The sequence below is a fragment of the Bacteroidota bacterium genome (genome assembly GCA_013696965.1).
Classification (GTDB): domain Bacteria; phylum Bacteroidota; class Bacteroidia; order JACCXN01; family JACCXN01; genus JACCXN01.
Genome location: JACCXN010000044.1, coordinates 85,489 through 104,466 on the forward strand (window position 1 = coordinate 85,489; position 18,978 = coordinate 104,466).

Genomic DNA, 18,978 nt, shown 5'->3' on the forward strand with positions numbered 1-18,978 from the left:
ATTTATAAATCCTTTAAAATGTGTACTGTGTTAGCCTGTGCGGTTGGTGTAACTACAATATCGTTTATATTTACATGAGCTGGCTGAGATGCAACAAAATAGATAATTTCTGCTATATCCATTGGTAACAAGGGTTGAAATCCTTCATAAACCTTTGCTGCTTTTTCTTTATCGCCATTAAGCCTTACAATTGAAAATTCTGTTTCAACTGCACCAGGATTCACATTCGTTACTTTTATTTTATGTGGTAAAAGATCAATGCGCATCGATTTAGAAATTGCATCTACTGCATGTTTTGTAGCGCAATAAACATTTCCTTTCAGGTATACCTCTTTTCCTGCAATAGAACCTATATTGATAATATGACCTTTGCCTTTTTCAATCATTAACGGCATTACGTGTTTAGAAACATATAAAAGTCCTTTAATGTTAGTGTCTATCATATTTTCCCAGTTTTCAATTACTCCTTCATCCATGGTGCCCAATCCTGCTGCCAATCCTGCATTGTTAACCAGTATGTCAATAGCTCTAAAATGTGGAGGAAGCGATTCAATTGCTGATTTTACTTGCTCTGGTTTTCGAACATCAAATTCAAGGGAAAATATATTTATAGGAAATTTTTTTAATTGGTTCTCAAGTTCCAGAAGCCTTTCTTTTCTTCGGCCGGTAATAATTAGATTGTAATTGTTTTGAGCAAATTTTTCAGCCGTTGCTTTCCCAATTCCAGAGGTTGCTCCCGTTATTAATATAGTTTTATTCATGGTTATTATTTTAAGAATTTAAAAAAGGAAAACTTTTCAATCAATTTATCTTTATCTAAGAAAATTATAAAAATAGTAAGTAAGAATGGAAGTAAGGGTATTTTATATCTTACTATTGCTCCAAGTATGGGGGTAACAAAACCTATAATAGCTGCCAGGGATAGTACAAAAAATACAGAAAAAAATAAAAGGGGAAGTTGTTCTTTATTTGGTTTTTTATAAAAACAAATAAAAAGTATTGCAATACCCATAATCATGAGGTTTTCCAATGCCGCAGCAAGAATTAAAATACCTGTAGATTCAAAAATAAAGGGTCTGGTTAGAACATTGAATACTGCTTCTGGAGTATTTAAAAACAGGGATTTCCAATTTGGTTCAAAAATCCTGGTTTTTATAAAGCTTTTAGCATCCATTAGTTCTGCTACATTAATAAAATCTTTTTGTTTTTGAAAAAGGTAAAACAATACATCAAATTCTTGGTCTATCCGGTATAAATTTATGGCAATTAATAATACAACAAGATGTGTTAATGCAAACTTAAGCCCTATGTATTTGTTCGATGTTACTTTAATAACAGTAAGTGATGCAATACTGGGAATTAAGGCCAATAAAACATATCCTTTTGTGAAAATAAGGAGGATAAAAGTTCCTGTTATCCATGCCAAAGATTTAATGCTAAATTTTTCATAAACTATTTTATTAAAGTAATAGAGGAATAAGCCAAAACTAAACAGTAAAATTCCTTCTTTTAATACCCCTGATCCCCAGAATAATACCGATGGCAGTAAAAATACAGCAAAAACAAGTTCTTTGGTTTTATCTGTTAAAATAGGATGAATCATTTTGAATATCGCCACTAATCCACTTAAAGACAAGAAACACCAAAATACAATATGAACGGCATAATGTCCGAATGAAAAAAGATATACAAAAGCATTAAGCCTTATCACTGTGCGGTTATCATTGTAAAGGCCGTAATCATATTCTTTAAACCAATGGGTGGTTTGTTCATAATAAACCATTAGATGCTCACCTTCAGCATTTACACCTGATAACATTTGCAAGAAGTGCAGTGGGTTTACAAAAAGCGAATTATAGATAATGGCTGCATCATCAAAATATTTAAAAGCATCACTTGTATCCCGGTAATTATAAAAGTGAGTATAAATGAGCCACAATATAAAACCGCATAAAATCTTTAGTAAAAAAATTCCGGGAATCGCTTTTGATGACAGGCCTTCAACTTTAAAAAAGTCTAGTCTATATATCAGAAAAATAAATAGTAAAGAATAGATTAAAGCAAGTAATATTCCCAATGTCTTATCTTTTCAAAATGTAAAAGTAGCAGAAAGTCTGAGTTGAAAAAAACAATACCCGGTTAATACAACCGGGTATTGTTTTTTTTATTTCAAAAATGATTTAGATAAAAGATCAACCACATTTGGAATGTCCACAGCTTTTGCACTTAAGGCAGCCCTCTTCGTATATTAATCCATCCGGATCATTGCAACTTGGGCATTTATGACCTGGAGCTTTTGTTCCATCGGGAATAAACTTTTTAAGTGCCCTTTCAACCCCAACTTTCCAGGTGTTGATATTGTCACTATATAAGTTCAAGTTGCTTATAAGTTCCACTACTTGTGGCAGAGGCATCCCATGCCTTAAAACCCCGGAAATTAATTTTGCATAATTCCAGAATTCTTCATTAAATGATCTGGAAAGTCCTTCAATAGTAACTTTATATCCTTCCTTGTCCTTGTATTGAAAATCATACCGGGTTATTCCTTTTTCATTTTTGTTTTTAATGATCCAACCGTTTTCCAACCAATAAGGAATAACAAAAGCATCTTCTGCTTTACCCGTGAATATTTCATATGGACGGCCATTAATAAGACCTACTACTGCAATCCATTTCTCATAATCATTGGTAAAACGAATAATTTCAGCCTCGATTACTTTTGGTCGTTTTGGTGCCTGTGTCTCAACAATATCTGCTATTGTATCTTTTTTCTTCTCATCGTTTGAAATAAGTACACCGCTTCTTGAGCCATCACGGTAAACGGTTATACCTTTAAGTCCATGTTTCCATGCCTCCATGTATATTTGTCCAACTTTTTCAACAGATACATCCTGGGGAAGGTTGATAGTAGAACTAATGGAGTGGGTAACATATTTTTGAACAACAGATTGTATTTCCACCCGCTTTATCCAGTCAATTTCAGGGGCAGTTGATCCAAAATAGGGGCTTTTGTTAATGTCTTTTTCACCAGTTATATCCATCCATTGCTTTAATTTAGAATGATAAACAACAAATTCCTGCCAGGAATCTCCCATTTGGTCAACAAAATCCACCCGGGAATTCGGATCACTAGGATTTATCTTTCTTCTTCTTGTATAGGAGAGCATAAATAGAGGTTCAAGACCTGATGAAGATTGAGCAAGCATACTAAGTGTGCCAGTAGGGGCAACTGTACTAATTGAAATATTCCTTCTGCCATGTTTCATCATTCTTGTGTTGGTGTTTGGCAGTTCTTTCTCCATCATATGAATGAATTCTGATGTTTTTTCTATTTCAGGGTCAAATCCTACAAAAGCACCTCTTTCGATTGCCATGTCAATTGAGCTTTCAAATTCGGCTTCGCATTTGGTTTTCATTATTTTCTCAATTTCTGCCAGCGCATCTGGAGAATCGAACTTAAAGCCTAATGCAGCCATTGAATCACCAAGGGCTGTAAAGCCAAGACCTGTTCTGCGCCCCTTTTTACCTGCATTGTAAAGCAATTCCCATGTTTTAATTTCACTGTCTTTTATGTAATCAGGTTCCTTGTCGCTTTTTATTTTATCCATGATACGGTCAATTGCTTCCAATTCAAGATCTACAAGATCATCCATCAACCTTTGGGTTTCGTACGTGACTTCATAAAACTTTTTGTAATTGAATTTTGCTTTTGTGGTAAATGGATCTTCAACAAACCCATAAAGGTTCAGAGCGATTAATCTGCAACTGTCGCCTCCTTGCATAGCAATTTCAGAGCAAGGGTTGGTTGAAACATTTTTGTAGCCTGGATAAACCGATGAGGTAGAATACCAGTGTTGCCTGTCCCAAAATATCAAACCAGGTTCGGCTGTATTATGTGCACATTGTATTATAGTATTCCAAAGTTCTTGAGCCTTTACGCTGCGTTTAACTTCAGGATTAGCTGAATCAATTGGCCAGCGTAAGGTATAATCTGTATTGTTTGCCACAGCACTCATAAATTCATCAGAAAGCCTGATTGAAATATTAGCCCCCGTAACCTTGGATAAATCCTGTTTAATGGCAATGAATTTTTCTACATCAGGATGAGCAATATCAATGGTGATCATCAATGCTCCCCTTCTTCCATTTTGAGCTACTTCCCTGGTTGTGTTTGAAAATCTTTCCATGAAAGAAACAGCACCTGTGGTTGTTTCAGCAGCATTGGAAACTGAAAATCCCGCTGGCCTTAATGTGGAAATATCAATTCCTACTCCACATCTTCTTTTAAATAGTTGTGCCATTTGTTGATCTGTAAAAAAGATCCCTCCATAAGAGTCATAAATTTCAGGTAATACAACGCAATTTGAAAGAGATGCTATTATATAAGGATTGCCAAGAGTGGACATTACGCTTCCTTGCGGTATTACATGACTAAAATCTTTAAATAAGCTGTGAATTTTCTCTTCTGATAGAAATTCTCTTTTTTGGCCATATGCTGAAAGTAATTTTGCACTTCCATTTAAATTTATTTTATCCCTATATTCTGATTCTTTCCTTGCAAACTCCCTTGCCATTCTTCTATGCATATCCTCAGGGGTTAATTCAAGATAATTTCCCTCCTTATCCTTCATGCAATATTTATTAATCCAGGTTGATGCAGCAAGTTCATCACCATCAAAGTAAGCAATAGACTTTTCCAAAACTTCTTTATAGGAATAAACTTTTTCCAGTGTTTTTTTTGAAATTTTTGCTGTCGTCATCGGATTTTTTTTTAAAAAGTAAGAAATATTTTCAATTGTTGTTTTAATGGAATTGTAAAATTACATTAATTAAATAAACTATTCCCCCTTGTTAATCAGGATGTTTTTAACATTAGAACCTTGATAATTATTTTTAATTTAATTATTTTAGGCAATAAGTTTTTAAAAAAAATGGATTTTATTTTTGTTTTTTTTAAAAAAAGCAGTTAAATAGTTAATTATTAAAACGCAGGAAAAAGAATGATATTTTCAAAAATGGCTTAAAGAACCTTTTGATTTTGCCCATTAATTTTCTTTCATTGCTTGTAGTTTTAATTAAATGTTTTTGCTTGCATTGATATTTTATTTCCCTACATTCTGTTTTTTATGCCAGTGCCCTGGGTAATTGACTTTATTACAAAAACGACAAGAAATATAATCCGGCAAAAAATAATTATCCCATTTTTGAGAAGAATTTTTTTTGGATTTTGATGTTATTTAATACAAAGTAGATTAATAAATAAAATGAACAAAGCCTTTGGTTAAAACACTTGTTTATGAGTGATTTATAATAAAACCTGTAAATTTTGGTGTTCATAACTCCTTGCAATTCTTTAAAACTTAAAATAAAAAAACAACTCTCATAAACCCTTATAATATTACTTTTGTATTTAATTAAGTTATAAATCAAGTATCAGCAGTCAGCTATAATTATAAAATATGCAATCCACAACCAGTTTACAGGAAGTTACCGTTGAAACAGCAAAAGAATTAGGCCTTTTACCTGAAGAATACGAAAAGATAAAATCTATATTAGGGAGGAACCCAAATTTTACGGAATTAAGCATTTATTCTGTAATGTGGTCGGAGCACTGCTCTTACAAAAATTCTATAGCATGGTTAAAGACCTTGCCAAAAGATGGCCCACATATGCTTGCTAAGGCAGGGGAGGAAAATGCCGGACTTGTAGATATTGGTGATGGTTTGGCTTGTTGTTTTAAAATAGAATCACACAATCACCCCTCCGCTCTTGAGCCTTATCAAGGTGCTGCAACAGGTGTGGGTGGGATTAACCGTGATATATTTACTATGGGTGCAAGGCCGGTTGCTCAGCTTAATTCATTAAGATTTGGAGATTTAAAATTAGACCGTACTAAATGGTTGGTTAAGGGTGTTGTGAAAGGGATAGGTGATTATGGTAATGCATTTGGAATTCCTACTGTTGGGGGTGAAGTTTTTTTTGATCCCTGCTACAATACTAATCCTCTTGTAAACGCTATGTCTGCCGGCCTTGTAAAAGTTGGACAAACTGTATCTGCTACCTCCTATGGAGTTGGCAATCCTGTTTTCATTGTTGGTTCTGCAACTGGAAAAGATGGTATTCATGGGGCGGCTTTTGCATCAAAGGATATTACTGAGGAGTCAGCAAAGGATTTGCCTGCTGTTCAGGTAGGTGATCCATTTCAGGAAAAATTGCTGTTAGAGGCATCCCTTGAAGTCATACAAACAGGTGCGGTTATTGGCATGCAGGATATGGGAGCAGCCGGAATTGCTTGCTCTACTTCTGAAATGTCAGCAAAAGGTGAGCATGGAATGATTATTCATCTTGATCGTGTGCCTGCAAGACAAGAAGGCATGAAACCATTTGAATTTTTGCTTTCCGAATCTCAGGAAAGAATGTTAATTGTTGTGGAAAAAGGAAAAGAGCAAATGGTTCAGGCCGTTTTTGATAAATGGGATTTGAATTGTGTTCAAATTGGAGAGGTAACCCAGGGAGAAAGATTGAAATATTACATGAATGGAGAGCTTGTTGCAGATGTTCCAGCTGAATCACTTGTTCTTGGTGGCGGAGCCCCTGTTTATCATAGAGAATATTCCGAACCAGCTTATTTCGCAGAGGCTAATAAATTCAAAATAGAAAATGTAAATCAACCTGAAAATTTAATAGAGGTTGGTAAATTTTTGGCTTCTCATCCTAATATTGCATCTAAAAAGTGGGTTTATGAGCAGTATGATTCAATGGTGGGAACTGTAAATATGAATGTTAATTCGCCCAGTGATGCAGCAATTGTGAACATTAAAGGAACCAGCAAAGCAATAGCACTTACTGTTGATTGTAATTCAAGGTATGTTCATGCCGATCCTGAAAAAGGTTGTGCCATTGCTGTTTCAGAGGCCGCACGTAACATTGTTTGTTCCGGGGGTATGCCAAGTGCCATTACCAACTGTCTTAATTTCGGAAACCCTTATTTGCCTGAAGTTTATTGGCAGTTTGTTGGTGCTATTAAGGGTATGAGCCAAGCTTGTCTTAAGTTCGGCACACCTGTAACTGGTGGTAATGTTAGTTTTTACAATCAATCAACAATTGGTGATAAAACAATTCCTGTTTTTCCCACTCCAACAATAGGAATGTTGGGAGTTTTGCCAGATAAATCATTAAAAACAGGTTTAGGATTTAAAAGCGAAGGTGATTTGATTTATTTAATAGGGGAGTCCAAAAATGACATTAACTGTTCTGAATACTTATATAGTTTCCATAAAGTTAAACTTTCACCTGCACCATTTTTCGATCTGGATAAAGAATACGATATGCACCAGGCGATATTAAATTTAATTGAGGCAAAACTTATTCAGTCAGCACATGATTGTTCTGATGGTGGCTTATTCATTACATTAATGGAATCGGCATTGGTAAATGGTTTTGGCTTTGATGTTACATCAGATGATGAATTCAGAAAAGATGCTTTTCTTTTTGGAGAAGCTCAGGGACGGGTGGTTGTATCTATTAAACCAGAAAATGAAGAGCGTTTTATTGAACAAATGGCTCAAAGCAATGTAGAGTTTAATATTTTAGGTGAAGTTAATTCTGGTGAGTTTTACATCGATGATGAGAGTTGGGGAACTGTTTCCTGGTATAAAGAAATGTACCATACAGCATTAGGCAAGCTGTTGAGTTAATTGGTGATTAGTGTAGGAAAAAATGTAAAACAGTCCTGCAAATTTAAAATAAGACTACTATAATACTTGTTCAATATATACAAACAACATTAATTTGGGAATAATAATCAGAAAAGGAGAAAAGAAAGATCTTCCAGAAGTCTTAAGGCTTATTAAGGAACTTGCCGAATACGAAAAAGAGCCATTGGAGGTAAGTAATACTTTGGAAATGATGGAAGAGGATGGGTTTGGAAAAAAACCTGTATTTGATTTTTTTGTTGCTGAATCTTTAAATGGAATTACTGGAATTGCATTGTATTACACCAAATATTCAACCTGGAAAGGCAAATGCATCTTTCTTGAAGACATTATTGTAACAGAAAAAATGCGTGGCAATAAGATTGGCGACAAACTTTTCTCTGAAGTGGTGAAAGTAAGTCGGGAATTAAAGGTGGAGCGCATGGAATGGCAAGTTCTTAATTGGAATACGCCAGCAATTAATTTTTATAAAAAATACAATGTTCGCTTTGATGATGGCTGGATAAATTGCAAACTTGAATATAACCAATTACAGGCCTAATTTAGCTTGCACTAAAATTTCCCCAATACTATTTATAAAAATTAAAAGCGTTTAACATTCAAAAAAAATGCAAGTTTTCAAATTTGGAGGCGCATCGGTAAAGGATGCAAGCGGAGTTAAAAATTTAACTGAAGTTCTCAGGAGATTTAAGGGTGAAAAGCTTGTGGTTGTAGTTTCTGCAATGGGAAAAACTACAAATGCCCTTGAAAGGTTGCTTGATGCATGGTATTACAAATCCTCTGATGTTTCCCCGCTACTTCAGGAGATAAAAGAGTATCATTTCACTATACTTGATTCCCTTTTTCCGGATAAAAAAAATTCAATCTATACTGATATTGCCAACACCTTTGTTGAAATAGAATGGACCATTGAAGATGAACCCCAGCGGGATTACGATTTTGAATACGATCAGGTGGTTTCAGTTGGTGAGTTGCTTTCTACAAAAATTGTAAGTGCATACCTTAAGGAACAGGGTATTGAGAATTTATGGAAAGATGTAAGGGATTTTCTTCAAACAGACAATACTTATAGAGAGGGGAAAGTACAGTGGGAATTAACAGAGAGCCTGGCAAAAGATCAACTTCTTCCTTTTTTTAAGGAGAATCCACAAGGAATAATTTTAACCCAAGGATTTATTGGTGGAACCTCCGAAAATTTCACTACAACCCTTGGCCGTGAGGGTTCTGATTATTCCGCATCTATTATTGCTTTTGTATTGGAGGCAACGTGTGTTACTATTTGGAAAGATGTTCCTGGTGTGCTTAATGCTGACCCGAAATGGTTTGATGATACTGTTATGATTGAGCAACTATCCTACCATGATGCAATTGAACTTGCCTATTATGGGGCAAGCGTCATACACCCTAAAACTATAAAACCACTTCAAAATAAGCATATACCTTTGTATGTGAAATCTTTTATTCAACCTGATAGTGGAGGAACCACTATTAATTCTATTGAAAGCGCAGTTCCAATCCCTTCTTTTATTTTTAAAATGAATCAGGTATTAATTTCCATTAAACCTCGCGATTTTTCTTTTATAGTAGAGGAAAATCTAAGTGATATTTTCAGGCTTTTTGCAAAACACAAAGTAAAAATAAACGTGATGCAAAATTCGGCAGTAAGTTTTTCTGTCACAATTGATGATCATGAAAAGAATGTAACTGAACTGGTAGAAGAATTAAAGCAAAATTTTTATGTGCTTTATAACAATAACCTGGAATTGGTAACAATTCGTCATTATGATCAACCAACCATTGATCGTTTACTATTTAATAAAGAAGTATTGTTGGAATTAAAGACCAGAAATACGGTACAAATGGTTGTGAAAAACCTTTGATTTATTTTTGTGTTTATTTTATTTTCCATTGAAAAATCGAGGATAAAATCATTTAATAAATTAAAGCCTAATTCTCGCCCTTTCACAAAGCTTTTACAATACCAAAAAAAACATTCAGTTCATTCTCTTTATATAAACTGGTATAAAGACAGACAGTGTTGTAAGGTTAAATTTCTAAAGGTTTAGGGGAAATATATCATCAGTTATTCAAAAAAAACCTTTCCGTTTCTGATTCAAATTTATTGGGCACATTGCTTGGTTTTACTTTTGGAAATTATTTCCCATGAAAAACCTGAGCATTTTATTTTCATTGTTGTTTTCATTTCAGGCATTTGCTTATGAAGTGAATAAAAGTCAAGTCAAATATTTTGATGTTTCTTTCCTCAGAAAGGAACCCCTGCCAAACAATTTTGCTGTTAAAATTGCTGTTAACTCTGATTTAATAATTAAGCAGGAGGAATTACTGAATGATAGGGAAAAGAACAAGAAAAAAGTAAAAAAGAACAGAAAGGCCCCCAATCAGATGGATAAAAAAAGAAGAATAAAAAAGAACAATAAAAGCAACTGCAACAAATGGTAGCTTTGTTAAAGTTTTTAAAATGAAAATTACAATTCATTCTTAAAAATTAATGCCTATTCATTCCTTTTAAGGCTTGTTAGGCATTTAAATGGTTTAGTTACCTCTGTAATCTTCTTGCTATTGTTAACTCGCTCCCTTACAATTTTTCTTGCCAGTTTATCCACCTCCCTGTTGTAATTTATTGTTTCCCCTTGTTTTTGATGAGCCTTTACCTTTATAAAATCAAGCGTATGGGTTTCCATTTGATTGATTAACTTTTTTATTAAATCTAGATTTGGAATTGTTGAACCTTTATTCGTAAGAAAGCCCTTTTGCTTCAACTTTTCTTTTCTCTGTAGTAGGTTTATTACATATTGACTGTCTGAATAAATTTGAATTACACCCTTCGCCAAATTATTCGATTCTAAATAATCTATTGCCTTAATTACTGCCAATAGTTCCATTCTGTTGTGCGTTGTTTCAAGCATTACATCTTTTAATATAACTTTTTGAAATGCAATAATAACAATGGCTGCCCAAGCACCTATTTGTAATTTTGTATTGCAACTACCATCCGTGTAAACCAGAATTTTATCAGGACTCAATATAGTGTAAGTTGTTGTTTTAAGGGAAATAAATAGATTAAGACTTTTCGTTTTTAAAGCTTAGCTCTTGTCAATCAAAAAAAAATTGAAATGTAAACGATTTAAATTGTGTAAAAACAAAAAGCGATGCAAAAAAGGTATTACTTTTTTGCATACATACGGATAGAGTATTAAATTATTTTTATTCGGAATAAATGAAAGATATTCGGAAAGGCAATAGATTTAAAAGGAGGTTCATAGCCTAATTTTTCAACTTTTTCATCCTGGCCTTTTTTAGCAGAATTAGGCTCATCTATTGAAATCTGTTTTTTTACTGTTTTTTCAATATTTACGTTTCCTGCCTTATATTGTCCCTCATTGAGTTCGTTTATCTTGCCAATTAATTGGTTTGCAGAAATTAGATCTGGATCAAATGAAATTTTGGCGGTTTTTTCTTCAAATAATACCTCTGATAGAATTACGCCTTCCATTTTTGCAAGCTTTCCTTGTATATACCTGGCGCAACCTACTTCACAGCTCATGCCTTCAATTTCTATATAAGCAATTGTGCTGTTTAGTTCACCTTCAATTATCTGTTCGGTTACAATGGCTGTGTTTTCAGAAGTACTTTCTGTGCCACAGGCTACCACAAAAAAGGCAAAGGCCAAAATTGTAAGGATAAAAAGTAACTGATTTTTTATTTTTCTCATGGTTGTATTTTATTTGCCTTGTAACAATTATGCTGCCTTGTACATTCCTGAATCATTAATTACTTCAACTAATTTATCTCTTGATATCAAATCAGGGTTAATGGAAACAGTTGCATTTGATTCATTTAAGTTAACATCCACAGCAATCACCCCCTCTTGCTCAGTTAATATGTTTTCTACTGCCTTTTTACAATGACCACAGGTCATTCCTTCTACTTTAATAACTATATTTTCCATAAATGTATAAATAAATAATTTAATACTACTGCAAATATAATTCTATTGTTAGAATCAAATTAACAATATTTAATATCAGAAATAAAAACGGAGTAATTTAGTTTATATTTGCGCCTTTTTAGTTAAATTATGAATATTAATACCAAAACCGGACACTGGACTATATTGCTGATTTTGGCTTTTATTTGGGGTAGTTCTTTTATCCTTATGAAAAGAGGCCTTGAATCATTTTCGTATACTCAGGTAGCATCACTGCGTCTTTTCATTGCCTTTTTGTTTCTAATTCCTTTTGCTTTGCCTCATTTAAAAATGATGTTTGGAAAAAAGGCCTTCTATATTATGTCGGTAGGTGTTATTGGAAATGGAATTCCGGCATTCTTATTTACCTATGCACAAAAGGGACTTTCAAGTTCACTTACTGGTATGTTAAATTCACTTACTCCATTATTTACGCTTGTTCTGGGCATATTTGTTTTTAAATCGAAAATAAAATGGCACAATGGCCTGGGTGTGGTTGTAGGGTTAACCGGAGCTTTGGGATTAATAGCTGCCAATGAAAGCAACTCTTTTAATGGGAGTTTCCATTATGCATCCTATATTATACTTGCAACTATTTTTTATGCAACAAGCATAAATATTATAAAAAAACACCTGTCAGAAGTTACTTCGGTTCAAATTGCTTCCCTTGCACTTATGTTTGTTGGGCCCTTTGCAGGCATTTATCTTTTTTTCACTGATTTTACAACAGTTCTTTTTTCCAAACCTGGGGCATTTACAAGTTTGGGATATGTAGCAATACTTGCCATTGTTGGCACGGCATTATCCATTATTGTTTTTAATATTCTCATAAAAATGACAAATGCAATATTTGCATCCTCAGTTACGTATATAATACCTGTATTTGCAATGCTGTGGGGAATCTTTGACAACGAAGTGATTTCCATAGTTCAATTAATATGGATAGGAATTATTTTATTGGGAGTTTACCTGGTAAATACTAAAAAAGAGATAATAAAAGAATTAAAGTTAAAAAAAGCAGAACTTAATTTGGGCGATTAAATTTCTTTTTTTATCTTCGCAGCCCGAAAATAATTTATTGAAGGGGATAATTAATTTAAAAAACACATTACAATGTACGCAATTGTAGATATAGCAGGACAACAGTTTAAGGTTGAAAAAGACAATAAAATATACGTAAACAGACTTCCAGGAGACGAAGGCTCTAAAGTAGAGTTTGACAATGTTCTTCTTGTTGAAAATGACGGAAAAGTAATTGTTGGAGTTCCTGCTGTTAAAGGAGGTAAGGTAACCGCAACGATAGTTTCTCATTTAAAGGGAGATAAAGTTATTGTTTTCAAAAAGAAAAGAAGAAAAGGGTATCAAAAATCAAATGGACATCGCCAGTATTTGAGCCAAATTCAAATTGAAGGCATTGCTGCTACAGGAATCTAAGTAAAAAAATATTGTTATCATAGTATTAAAATTTAAAAAAATAAAAAATGGCACATAAGAAAGGGGCGGGTAGTTCCAAAAACGGAAGGGAATCGCACAGTAAAAGATTAGGTGTTAAAATATTTGGTGGTCAAGCTGCCATTTCTGGTAATATTATTATCAGACAAAGAGGTACAAAACACCATCCGGGTACAAATGTTGGAATTGGAAAAGATCACACGCTTTTCGCTCTTACTGACGGAATAGTAACCTTCAGCAAAAAAAGAGATGATAAATCCTACGTATCTATTGAGCCTTTCGCTTAATACTACAGCTTAAATCAAATTGAAAAAACCTGAAATTCGTTTCGGGTTTTTTTGTTTTTGGGTTTTAGTTTTCTGCTCATAATTAATAACTTTACTCTATAATTAAATTTAAAATAAATGTTACAAGTCAGTGTAATCAGAGAAAATACCAAAGAGGTAATTCAAAGGCTTGCCGTTAAAAATTTCCAGGCAGAAGCGATAATTAATAGTATTATTGATTTAGATAACCAGCGCAAAAAAATCCAGACGGAACTTGATGCCATACTATCTGATGCAAATAACATAGCCAGAGAGATTGGAGAGTTGTTTAAATTAAACAAAGCAGCGGAGGCCAATGACTTAAAAAATAAAAGCGCAGCAATTAAAGAAACCAGCCGTGAATTGCAGGAAGAACTTAATAAAACGGAAGAAGAAATAAAGCAACAGCTTTATCTTGTTCCCAATCTTCCCCATAAAAGCGTTCCCAGGGGAAAAACTCCAGAAGACAATGAAATTGTGCACAGCGAGGGTGATATTCCTCAAATGGCTGAAGATGCAAAGCCTCACTGGGATTTGGCAAAAACATATGACATAATTGATTTTGAACTTGGAGTGAAAATTACAGGAGCAGGATTTCCTGTATACAAGGGCAAGGGCGCAAGACTTCAGAGAGGCTTGATAAATTTCTTTTTAGATGAGGCTCATAAAGCTGGTTATGAAGAATATCTTCCACCTTTAATGGTAAATGAGGCCTCTGCAATTGGTACAGGCCAACTCCCGGATAAGGAAGCACAAATGTATCATGTTGGACTGGATAATTTTTACCTTATTCCTACGGCTGAGGTTCCAATTACCAATATTCATCGTGATGTAATTTACAAATCAGATGAATTGCCAATCAAAAACACCGCATATACTCCATGTTTCAGAAGGGAGGCAGGCTCTTATGGAAAGGATGTTAGAGGATTAAACCGTTTGCACCAGTTTGATAAGGTGGAAATAGTGCAAGTACAGCACCCTTTAAATTCCTATACTGCATTAGAGCAAATGGTAGATCATGTTAAAGGATTAATGCAAAAGTTAAATCTTCCTTTCCGTATTTTAAGACTTTGTGGAGGAGATATGAGTTTTGCCTCTGCCTTAACTTATGATTTTGAAGTTTATGCCGCAGCCCAAAAAAAATGGCTTGAGGTAAGTTCTGTTTCTAATTTTGAATCTTTCCAGTCAAACCGACTTAAACTTCGTTTTAAAGAAAGAGATGAAAAGCCACAACTTGCCCATACACTAAATGGAAGCGCACTTGCTTTGCCGCGAATTGTAGCTGCTTTGCTTGAAAACAACCAAACTTCCGAAGGTATTATAATGCCCGAGGCCATTAGGGCATACACAGGATTTGATAAAATAAGTTAAAATGCACTGAAACATCCCAGTAAAAAGACCGTTTGGATTTTATTCAGTAACTTTAGAGTGATGCGAATATTCTTAACCCAAATTACAGTGCTGTTTTTTATTTTTGCTGCTTTTTCCTGCACCAAAAATAAACATGCCGGAGAAATTCGTAGCCTTGATAGCTTATACCAGGGAATTATTAGTGTTGAAAAACAATTAAGTCAAATTGACACCCTGAAAATTCAAAGGACCTATGAGGAAATTGTTCGCAATATTAAGTTTATCCGTCAAAACTTCCATGGCACTTATGACAAGTCTTCAATAGAATTAATTACAGCATATAAGAATACTCGAAAACCACTTTATAATTTCCAATTTAATAGTGTGCAAATATTACACGAACTTGATTATAGTAAAAAACAGTTGGAACACTTGGTATTTGACTTGAGAAAAGGAACAATATCAGATGAAAATGCTTCAATTTATTTTTCAGATGAACGAATTGCTGCAAAAAGAATTCACGGTGAATCAAAATTGTTGGCAGATTCCTTAAATTCTGCATTACAAAAATTTCAGGAGCTTCACCCATTGGTTCAAGAATTTATTAACGAAAATATTATAAAAGCTTCTTAAAATTGATGAAAATACAGTTGGCGAAAATATTTTTATTTGTTTTAGTGCTTTTACACTCTTTTGTAAATGCCCAAATAGAAACATCCCCTGATAATGAAGCACCGCAACCTACAGGTTCTGACGAACAATTGGCCGCCCATTTCTTTCAAAACAAGGAATATGATAAGGCTGTAATTTATTACGAAAAACTTTTTGAAAAAAGCAGGCTTGATTTTTATTATGGATATTACCTGGACTGTTTAATTGAGCTTAAAGAGTATAAAAAAGCTGAAAAAATAATTAAGAAGCAATTGAAGCAAAACCCCCTTAAACTGGGTTATCAGGTTGATCTGGGATATGTTTTGCAGAGTTCAGGTGAAAATGCCAAAGCGAAAAAAGAATTTGATCATGCATTATCACAGCTTTCACCAAGTCAGGGACAAATTTTTGAAGTGGCCAATGCTTTCATAAAACGTAAAGAACTTGATTATGCCCTTTTAACTTATGAAAAGGGACGAAAATTGTTAAAAAATTCGTATCCTTTTAGTTTTGAAATTGCAGAGATTTATTTTCAAAAAGGAAATCTTGAGGGAATGATTAATGAATATTTAGACGTTCTTCTCATTAATGATGCCTATATACAACAGGTTCAGAATTACCTACAGCGAATTTATGATACAGATATGCAGGGGGGATCTAAGGGAAGCGAACTTGTAAAAAATCAATTGCTAATAAGAATACAAAAATATCCCGACAAAATAACCTATGCAGAAATGTTAATTTGGCTATTTATTCAGGAGAAGAACTTCAGCGCAGCTCTTATTCAAACAAAGGCAATAGATAAAAGGTTAAAAGAAGAAGGAGGAAGGTTAATTACTCTTGCTAAGACTTGTGTTTCAAACCATGATTACAAAACTGCTATAAGTGCTTATCAGGCAGTAATTGAAAAAGGCCCTGAAAATTATTACTATATAATTTCAAAAATAGAACTGCTGGAGGTTTTAAATAAAAAAATTATTGAACAAGTTGATTATACCCGTGAGGATATTATTACTCTTGAAAAAAGTTACCTTTCAACACTCCAGGAACTTGGAAAATCTGCCAGTACTGCACCTTTGTTAAAAGGTTTGGGACATTTATATGCATTTTATCTTTTTGATATTGAAAATGCCATAGCATTGCTTGAGGAAAGTTTAAAAATTCCGGGAGTTTCAAATACCTTTATGGCTGAAGTGAAATTGTTGCTTGCCGATATCTTGCTTATGAGCGGTGATATATGGGAAGCTTCGCTTTATTATTCCCAGGTTGAAAAATCTTTTAAGCATGACCCAATTGGTGATGAAGCAAAACTGCGTAATGCAAAAATTTCATATTATACGGGGGATTTTGCCTGGTCACAAGCCCAGCTTGATGTGCTCAAAGGCTCTACTTCAAAGTTAATTGCCAACGATGCAATGAGGCTTTCCTTGTTGATTACCGATAATTCTACTGTAGATACCACACTCCTTCCATTGGAGATGTATGCCAATGCTGAGCTGCTTTCTTTTCAAAATAAAGACGATGAAGCCATTTTAATTCTTGATTCTATTCATACTTTATTTCCTGGACATGCACTTGCGGATGAAATAGTATTTAAAAAAGCAAGCATCTTAATTAAAAAGCAGGACTATCAGGGCGCATCCAAACAGCTATTAAAAATAGTTAAAACCTATAGTTATGATATTCTTGCAGATGACGCCTTATTCAAGCTAGCTGAAATACACCATTTCAAGTTTAAAGATTTGGAAAAAGCTAAGGAATATTACCATAAATTAATGTTGGACTATCCTGGCAGCACACTAACTGTTGAAGCCAGGAAAAGATACCGGGAATTACGGGGTGATAAATTGAATTGATTGAAAGTTCAAATCCACAAAATTTTTGGAATCTAAAATCACTCAAAAAAATTCACTCGAAATTTACAAAGGAATTCAATAAAATCATTTCATATTTGATCCACAAAGGAAATCCTAAAAGCAAACTATAAAGCATTATTTTCTTAAGCTTTTGCATTCTTTCACTTTGGCATTTTTGCAGGGAATTTATCATTTCCAACGCACTATTTCCCTTGATGATAAATTTACTTCTGCTTTCTTCAAATAAATTTTAACATGGTTTAATTTAATGTGATAAAGGGAAACCAGACTTTTTTACATCAAAAAACCGTTATGTAAAAGACGCATTTATATACAATGATTTTTAAAATGAACCCAGTGACATTTATGCAAGGTTCATTTTTAGTATATTCGCGAAAAGAAAAAATTGCAAAAAAATTCAAACAAACCACCTGGAAAAGTACTGTTTAATCAAAATTTAATTGCAAATAATTAAAAGTATGATAGAAAATCATAAAAAATAAAATACAAATGATAATTTACAATGTTACAGTTAATATAGAGAATGATGTGCGCGAGGAATGGTTAAAATGGATGAAAGAAGTTCATATACCCAATGTAATGAGTACAGGACTTTTTATAGAGAATCGTATGCTCAAAGTACTTGTTGACGAAGAATCAGGAACAACATATTCCATACAATATACCTGCAAAAGAATGGAGGATATTCAAATCTATCAAAGGGACCATGCTCCACAATTGCAAAAAGAACATATAGAAAAATACAAGGGGAAATTTGTTGCATTTCGTACTTTACTTGAAGTTGTATAAAAAATGGAAAAAGTTAGAGCAAAAAAACATTTAGGCCAGCATTTTTTAAATGATGAAGGTATTGCCAAAAATATAGTTGATAGCCTTACTAAGGCGGGTTATAAAAAAGTAATGGAAATAGGCCCGGGAATGGGTGTGCTTACTAAATACCTTATTCTTGATAAGGAAATTGAACTTTCAGTAATTGAACTAGACAGAGAATCCATTGAATATTTGAAGAATCATTTTCCTGAATTGGATAAACGGATTATTTCTGCGGATTTTTTAAAGTTTCCTTTGGAAGAGTATTTCCATGAATCTTTTGCTATAATTGGAAACTTCCCCTATAATATTTCCTCCCAAATCCTTTTTAAAGTACTTGAGCATAAAGAAAGTATACCAGAGTTGGTTGGAATGTTCCAAAAAGAAGTGGCACAAAGGCTTGCCTCGCCTCCTAAAAATAAAGCTTATGGAATTTTAAGTGTGCTTTTACAGGCTTATTATGATATTGAATATTTATTTACAGTAAATGAAGATGTTTTTACTCCTCCTCCTAAAGTGAAATCAGCGGTTATTCGTATAAAGAGAAACAATAGAGTAAGCCTTGGATGTGATGATGCAGCGTTTAAAAAAGTGATAAAAATGGGTTTCAACCAGCGCAGAAAAACGCTCCGTAATGCACTTAAAGCAATGCTGCCAGAGGATAAGCAAGCACTTGAAAGTTCAGGGTACCTTACCAAAAGAGCGGAAGAACTTTCGGTGGAAGATTTTGTTGAACTCACTAAAATGTTGAATGTATAAGGGTATTAAATGTTTCAATTTATTATTGCCTGAATTTTCGCACCTATGACACTCCAAAACCAGTTGGCCAA

18 protein-coding genes are annotated in these 18,978 nt (G+C 33.8%); 12 read left to right on the forward strand and 6 right to left on the reverse strand.

Annotation, left to right across the window (positions count from 1 at the left end):
• Positions 1-2: 2 nt before the first annotated feature.
• The 3 genes from H0V01_07300 to H0V01_07310 form a co-directional block, all read right to left on the reverse strand.
• Complete coding sequence (locus H0V01_07300) at positions 3-761, reverse strand: SDR family NAD(P)-dependent oxidoreductase (protein ID MBA2583175.1); 759 nt, start codon at positions 759-761, stop codon at positions 3-5.
• Between the two features lie 5 nt (positions 762-766).
• Positions 767-2,077, reverse strand: coding sequence for a hypothetical protein (locus tag H0V01_07305; protein MBA2583176.1), 1,311 nt, complete (start codon positions 2,075-2,077; stop codon positions 767-769).
• A gap of 115 nt (positions 2,078-2,192) precedes the next feature.
• Positions 2,193-4,760 carry an adenosylcobalamin-dependent ribonucleoside-diphosphate reductase gene (locus tag H0V01_07310; protein MBA2583177.1) on the reverse strand — a complete coding sequence of 856 codons (2,568 nt, stop codon included), beginning with the start codon at positions 4,758-4,760 and terminating at the stop codon, positions 2,193-2,195.
• Between the two features lie 699 nt (positions 4,761-5,459).
• Here H0V01_07310 and purL point away from each other — a divergent pair.
• The 4 genes from purL to H0V01_07330 all read left to right on the forward strand — a co-directional run bounded on the left by purL (position 5,460) and on the right by H0V01_07330 (position 10,175).
• Positions 5,460-7,697, forward strand: coding sequence for a phosphoribosylformylglycinamidine synthase subunit PurL (gene purL / locus H0V01_07315; GenBank protein ID MBA2583178.1), 2,238 nt, complete (start codon positions 5,460-5,462; stop codon positions 7,695-7,697).
• A gap of 100 nt (positions 7,698-7,797) precedes the next feature.
• Positions 7,798-8,256 (forward strand): GNAT family N-acetyltransferase, encoded by a 459-nt coding sequence (locus tag H0V01_07320; GenBank protein MBA2583179.1) that lies wholly within the window; start codon positions 7,798-7,800, stop codon positions 8,254-8,256.
• A gap of 67 nt (positions 8,257-8,323) precedes the next feature.
• A complete protein-coding gene (locus H0V01_07325; GenBank protein ID MBA2583180.1) occupies positions 8,324-9,595 on the forward strand; it encodes an aspartate kinase in 1,272 nt (423 codons plus the stop codon).
• A gap of 283 nt (positions 9,596-9,878) precedes the next feature.
• A complete protein-coding gene (locus H0V01_07330) occupies positions 9,879-10,175 on the forward strand; it encodes a hypothetical protein (protein MBA2583181.1) in 297 nt (98 codons plus the stop codon).
• A 53-nt stretch (positions 10,176-10,228) separates the two neighbouring features.
• On the opposite strand, the gene H0V01_07335 is transcribed toward H0V01_07330, so the two are convergent.
• From H0V01_07335 to H0V01_07345, 3 genes are all read right to left on the reverse strand, one after another.
• Positions 10,229-10,759 carry a ribonuclease HI gene (locus H0V01_07335; GenBank protein ID MBA2583182.1) on the reverse strand — a complete coding sequence of 177 codons (531 nt, stop codon included), beginning with the start codon at positions 10,757-10,759 and terminating at the stop codon, positions 10,229-10,231.
• Between the two features lie 170 nt (positions 10,760-10,929).
• Entirely contained in the window at positions 10,930-11,448 is a 519-nt protein-coding gene (locus H0V01_07340; protein ID MBA2583183.1) for a heavy-metal-associated domain-containing protein, read from the reverse strand.
• A 27-nt stretch (positions 11,449-11,475) separates the two neighbouring features.
• The gene (locus H0V01_07345; GenBank protein ID MBA2583184.1) at positions 11,476-11,685 is read right to left on the reverse strand and encodes a heavy-metal-associated domain-containing protein; all 210 of its coding nucleotides are present in this window, start codon (positions 11,683-11,685) and stop codon (positions 11,476-11,478) included.
• A gap of 129 nt (positions 11,686-11,814) precedes the next feature.
• Between H0V01_07345 and H0V01_07350 the strand changes: the two genes are divergently transcribed.
• From H0V01_07350 to rsmA, 8 genes are all read left to right on the forward strand, one after another.
• Entirely contained in the window at positions 11,815-12,744 is a 930-nt protein-coding gene (locus tag H0V01_07350; GenBank protein MBA2583185.1) for a DMT family transporter, read from the forward strand.
• Positions 12,745-12,816: 72 nt separating this feature from the next.
• Positions 12,817-13,137, forward strand: coding sequence for a 50S ribosomal protein L21 (rplU, locus tag H0V01_07355; protein ID MBA2583186.1), 321 nt, complete (start codon positions 12,817-12,819; stop codon positions 13,135-13,137).
• 47 nt (positions 13,138-13,184) lie between these two features.
• The gene (gene rpmA / locus H0V01_07360) at positions 13,185-13,442 is read left to right on the forward strand and encodes a 50S ribosomal protein L27 (protein ID MBA2583187.1); all 258 of its coding nucleotides are present in this window, start codon (positions 13,185-13,187) and stop codon (positions 13,440-13,442) included.
• A gap of 117 nt (positions 13,443-13,559) precedes the next feature.
• Positions 13,560-14,831 carry a serine--tRNA ligase gene (serS, locus tag H0V01_07365; protein ID MBA2583188.1) on the forward strand — a complete coding sequence of 424 codons (1,272 nt, stop codon included), beginning with the start codon at positions 13,560-13,562 and terminating at the stop codon, positions 14,829-14,831.
• 60 nt (positions 14,832-14,891) lie between these two features.
• Entirely contained in the window at positions 14,892-15,443 is a 552-nt protein-coding gene (locus tag H0V01_07370; GenBank protein ID MBA2583189.1) for a hypothetical protein, read from the forward strand.
• Between the two features lie 5 nt (positions 15,444-15,448).
• On the forward strand, positions 15,449-17,317 hold the full coding sequence (locus H0V01_07375) for a tetratricopeptide repeat protein (protein ID MBA2583190.1): 1,869 nt from the start codon (positions 15,449-15,451) through the stop codon (positions 17,315-17,317).
• 510 nt (positions 17,318-17,827) lie between these two features.
• A complete protein-coding gene (locus H0V01_07380; GenBank protein ID MBA2583191.1) occupies positions 17,828-18,127 on the forward strand; it encodes a DUF4286 family protein in 300 nt (99 codons plus the stop codon).
• Positions 18,128-18,130: 3 nt separating this feature from the next.
• Complete coding sequence (gene rsmA, locus H0V01_07385; GenBank protein MBA2583192.1) at positions 18,131-18,907, forward strand: 16S rRNA (adenine(1518)-N(6)/adenine(1519)-N(6))-dimethyltransferase RsmA; 777 nt, start codon at positions 18,131-18,133, stop codon at positions 18,905-18,907.
• Positions 18,908-18,978 lie beyond the last annotated feature (71 nt).

What these genes read in the sequence shown, in the direction of transcription:
- H0V01_07300 (MBA2583175.1), bottom strand. Translation starts at nt 761, where the DNA reads ATGAATAAAACTATATTAATAACGGGAGCAACCTCTGGAATTGGGAAA.
- H0V01_07310 (MBA2583177.1), bottom strand. Translation starts at nt 4,760, where the DNA reads ATGACGACAGCAAAAATTTCAAAAAAAACACTGGAAAAAGTTTATTCC.
- purL (MBA2583178.1), top strand. Translation starts at nt 5,460, where the DNA reads ATGCAATCCACAACCAGTTTACAGGAAGTTACCGTTGAAACAGCAAAA.
- H0V01_07325 (MBA2583180.1), top strand. Translation starts at nt 8,324, where the DNA reads ATGCAAGTTTTCAAATTTGGAGGCGCATCGGTAAAGGATGCAAGCGGA.
- H0V01_07330 (MBA2583181.1), top strand. Translation starts at nt 9,879, where the DNA reads ATGAAAAACCTGAGCATTTTATTTTCATTGTTGTTTTCATTTCAGGCA.
- H0V01_07340 (MBA2583183.1), bottom strand. Translation starts at nt 11,448, where the DNA reads ATGAGAAAAATAAAAAATCAGTTACTTTTTATCCTTACAATTTTGGCC.
- H0V01_07345 (MBA2583184.1), bottom strand. Translation starts at nt 11,685, where the DNA reads ATGGAAAATATAGTTATTAAAGTAGAAGGAATGACCTGTGGTCATTGT.
- H0V01_07350 (MBA2583185.1), top strand. Translation starts at nt 11,815, where the DNA reads ATGAATATTAATACCAAAACCGGACACTGGACTATATTGCTGATTTTG.
- rplU (MBA2583186.1), top strand. Translation starts at nt 12,817, where the DNA reads ATGTACGCAATTGTAGATATAGCAGGACAACAGTTTAAGGTTGAAAAA.
- rpmA (MBA2583187.1), top strand. Translation starts at nt 13,185, where the DNA reads ATGGCACATAAGAAAGGGGCGGGTAGTTCCAAAAACGGAAGGGAATCG.
- serS (MBA2583188.1), top strand. Translation starts at nt 13,560, where the DNA reads ATGTTACAAGTCAGTGTAATCAGAGAAAATACCAAAGAGGTAATTCAA.
- H0V01_07370 (MBA2583189.1), top strand. Translation starts at nt 14,892, where the DNA reads ATGCGAATATTCTTAACCCAAATTACAGTGCTGTTTTTTATTTTTGCT.
- H0V01_07375 (MBA2583190.1), top strand. Translation starts at nt 15,449, where the DNA reads ATGAAAATACAGTTGGCGAAAATATTTTTATTTGTTTTAGTGCTTTTA.
- H0V01_07380 (MBA2583191.1), top strand. Translation starts at nt 17,828, where the DNA reads ATGATAATTTACAATGTTACAGTTAATATAGAGAATGATGTGCGCGAG.
- rsmA (MBA2583192.1), top strand. Translation starts at nt 18,131, where the DNA reads ATGGAAAAAGTTAGAGCAAAAAAACATTTAGGCCAGCATTTTTTAAAT.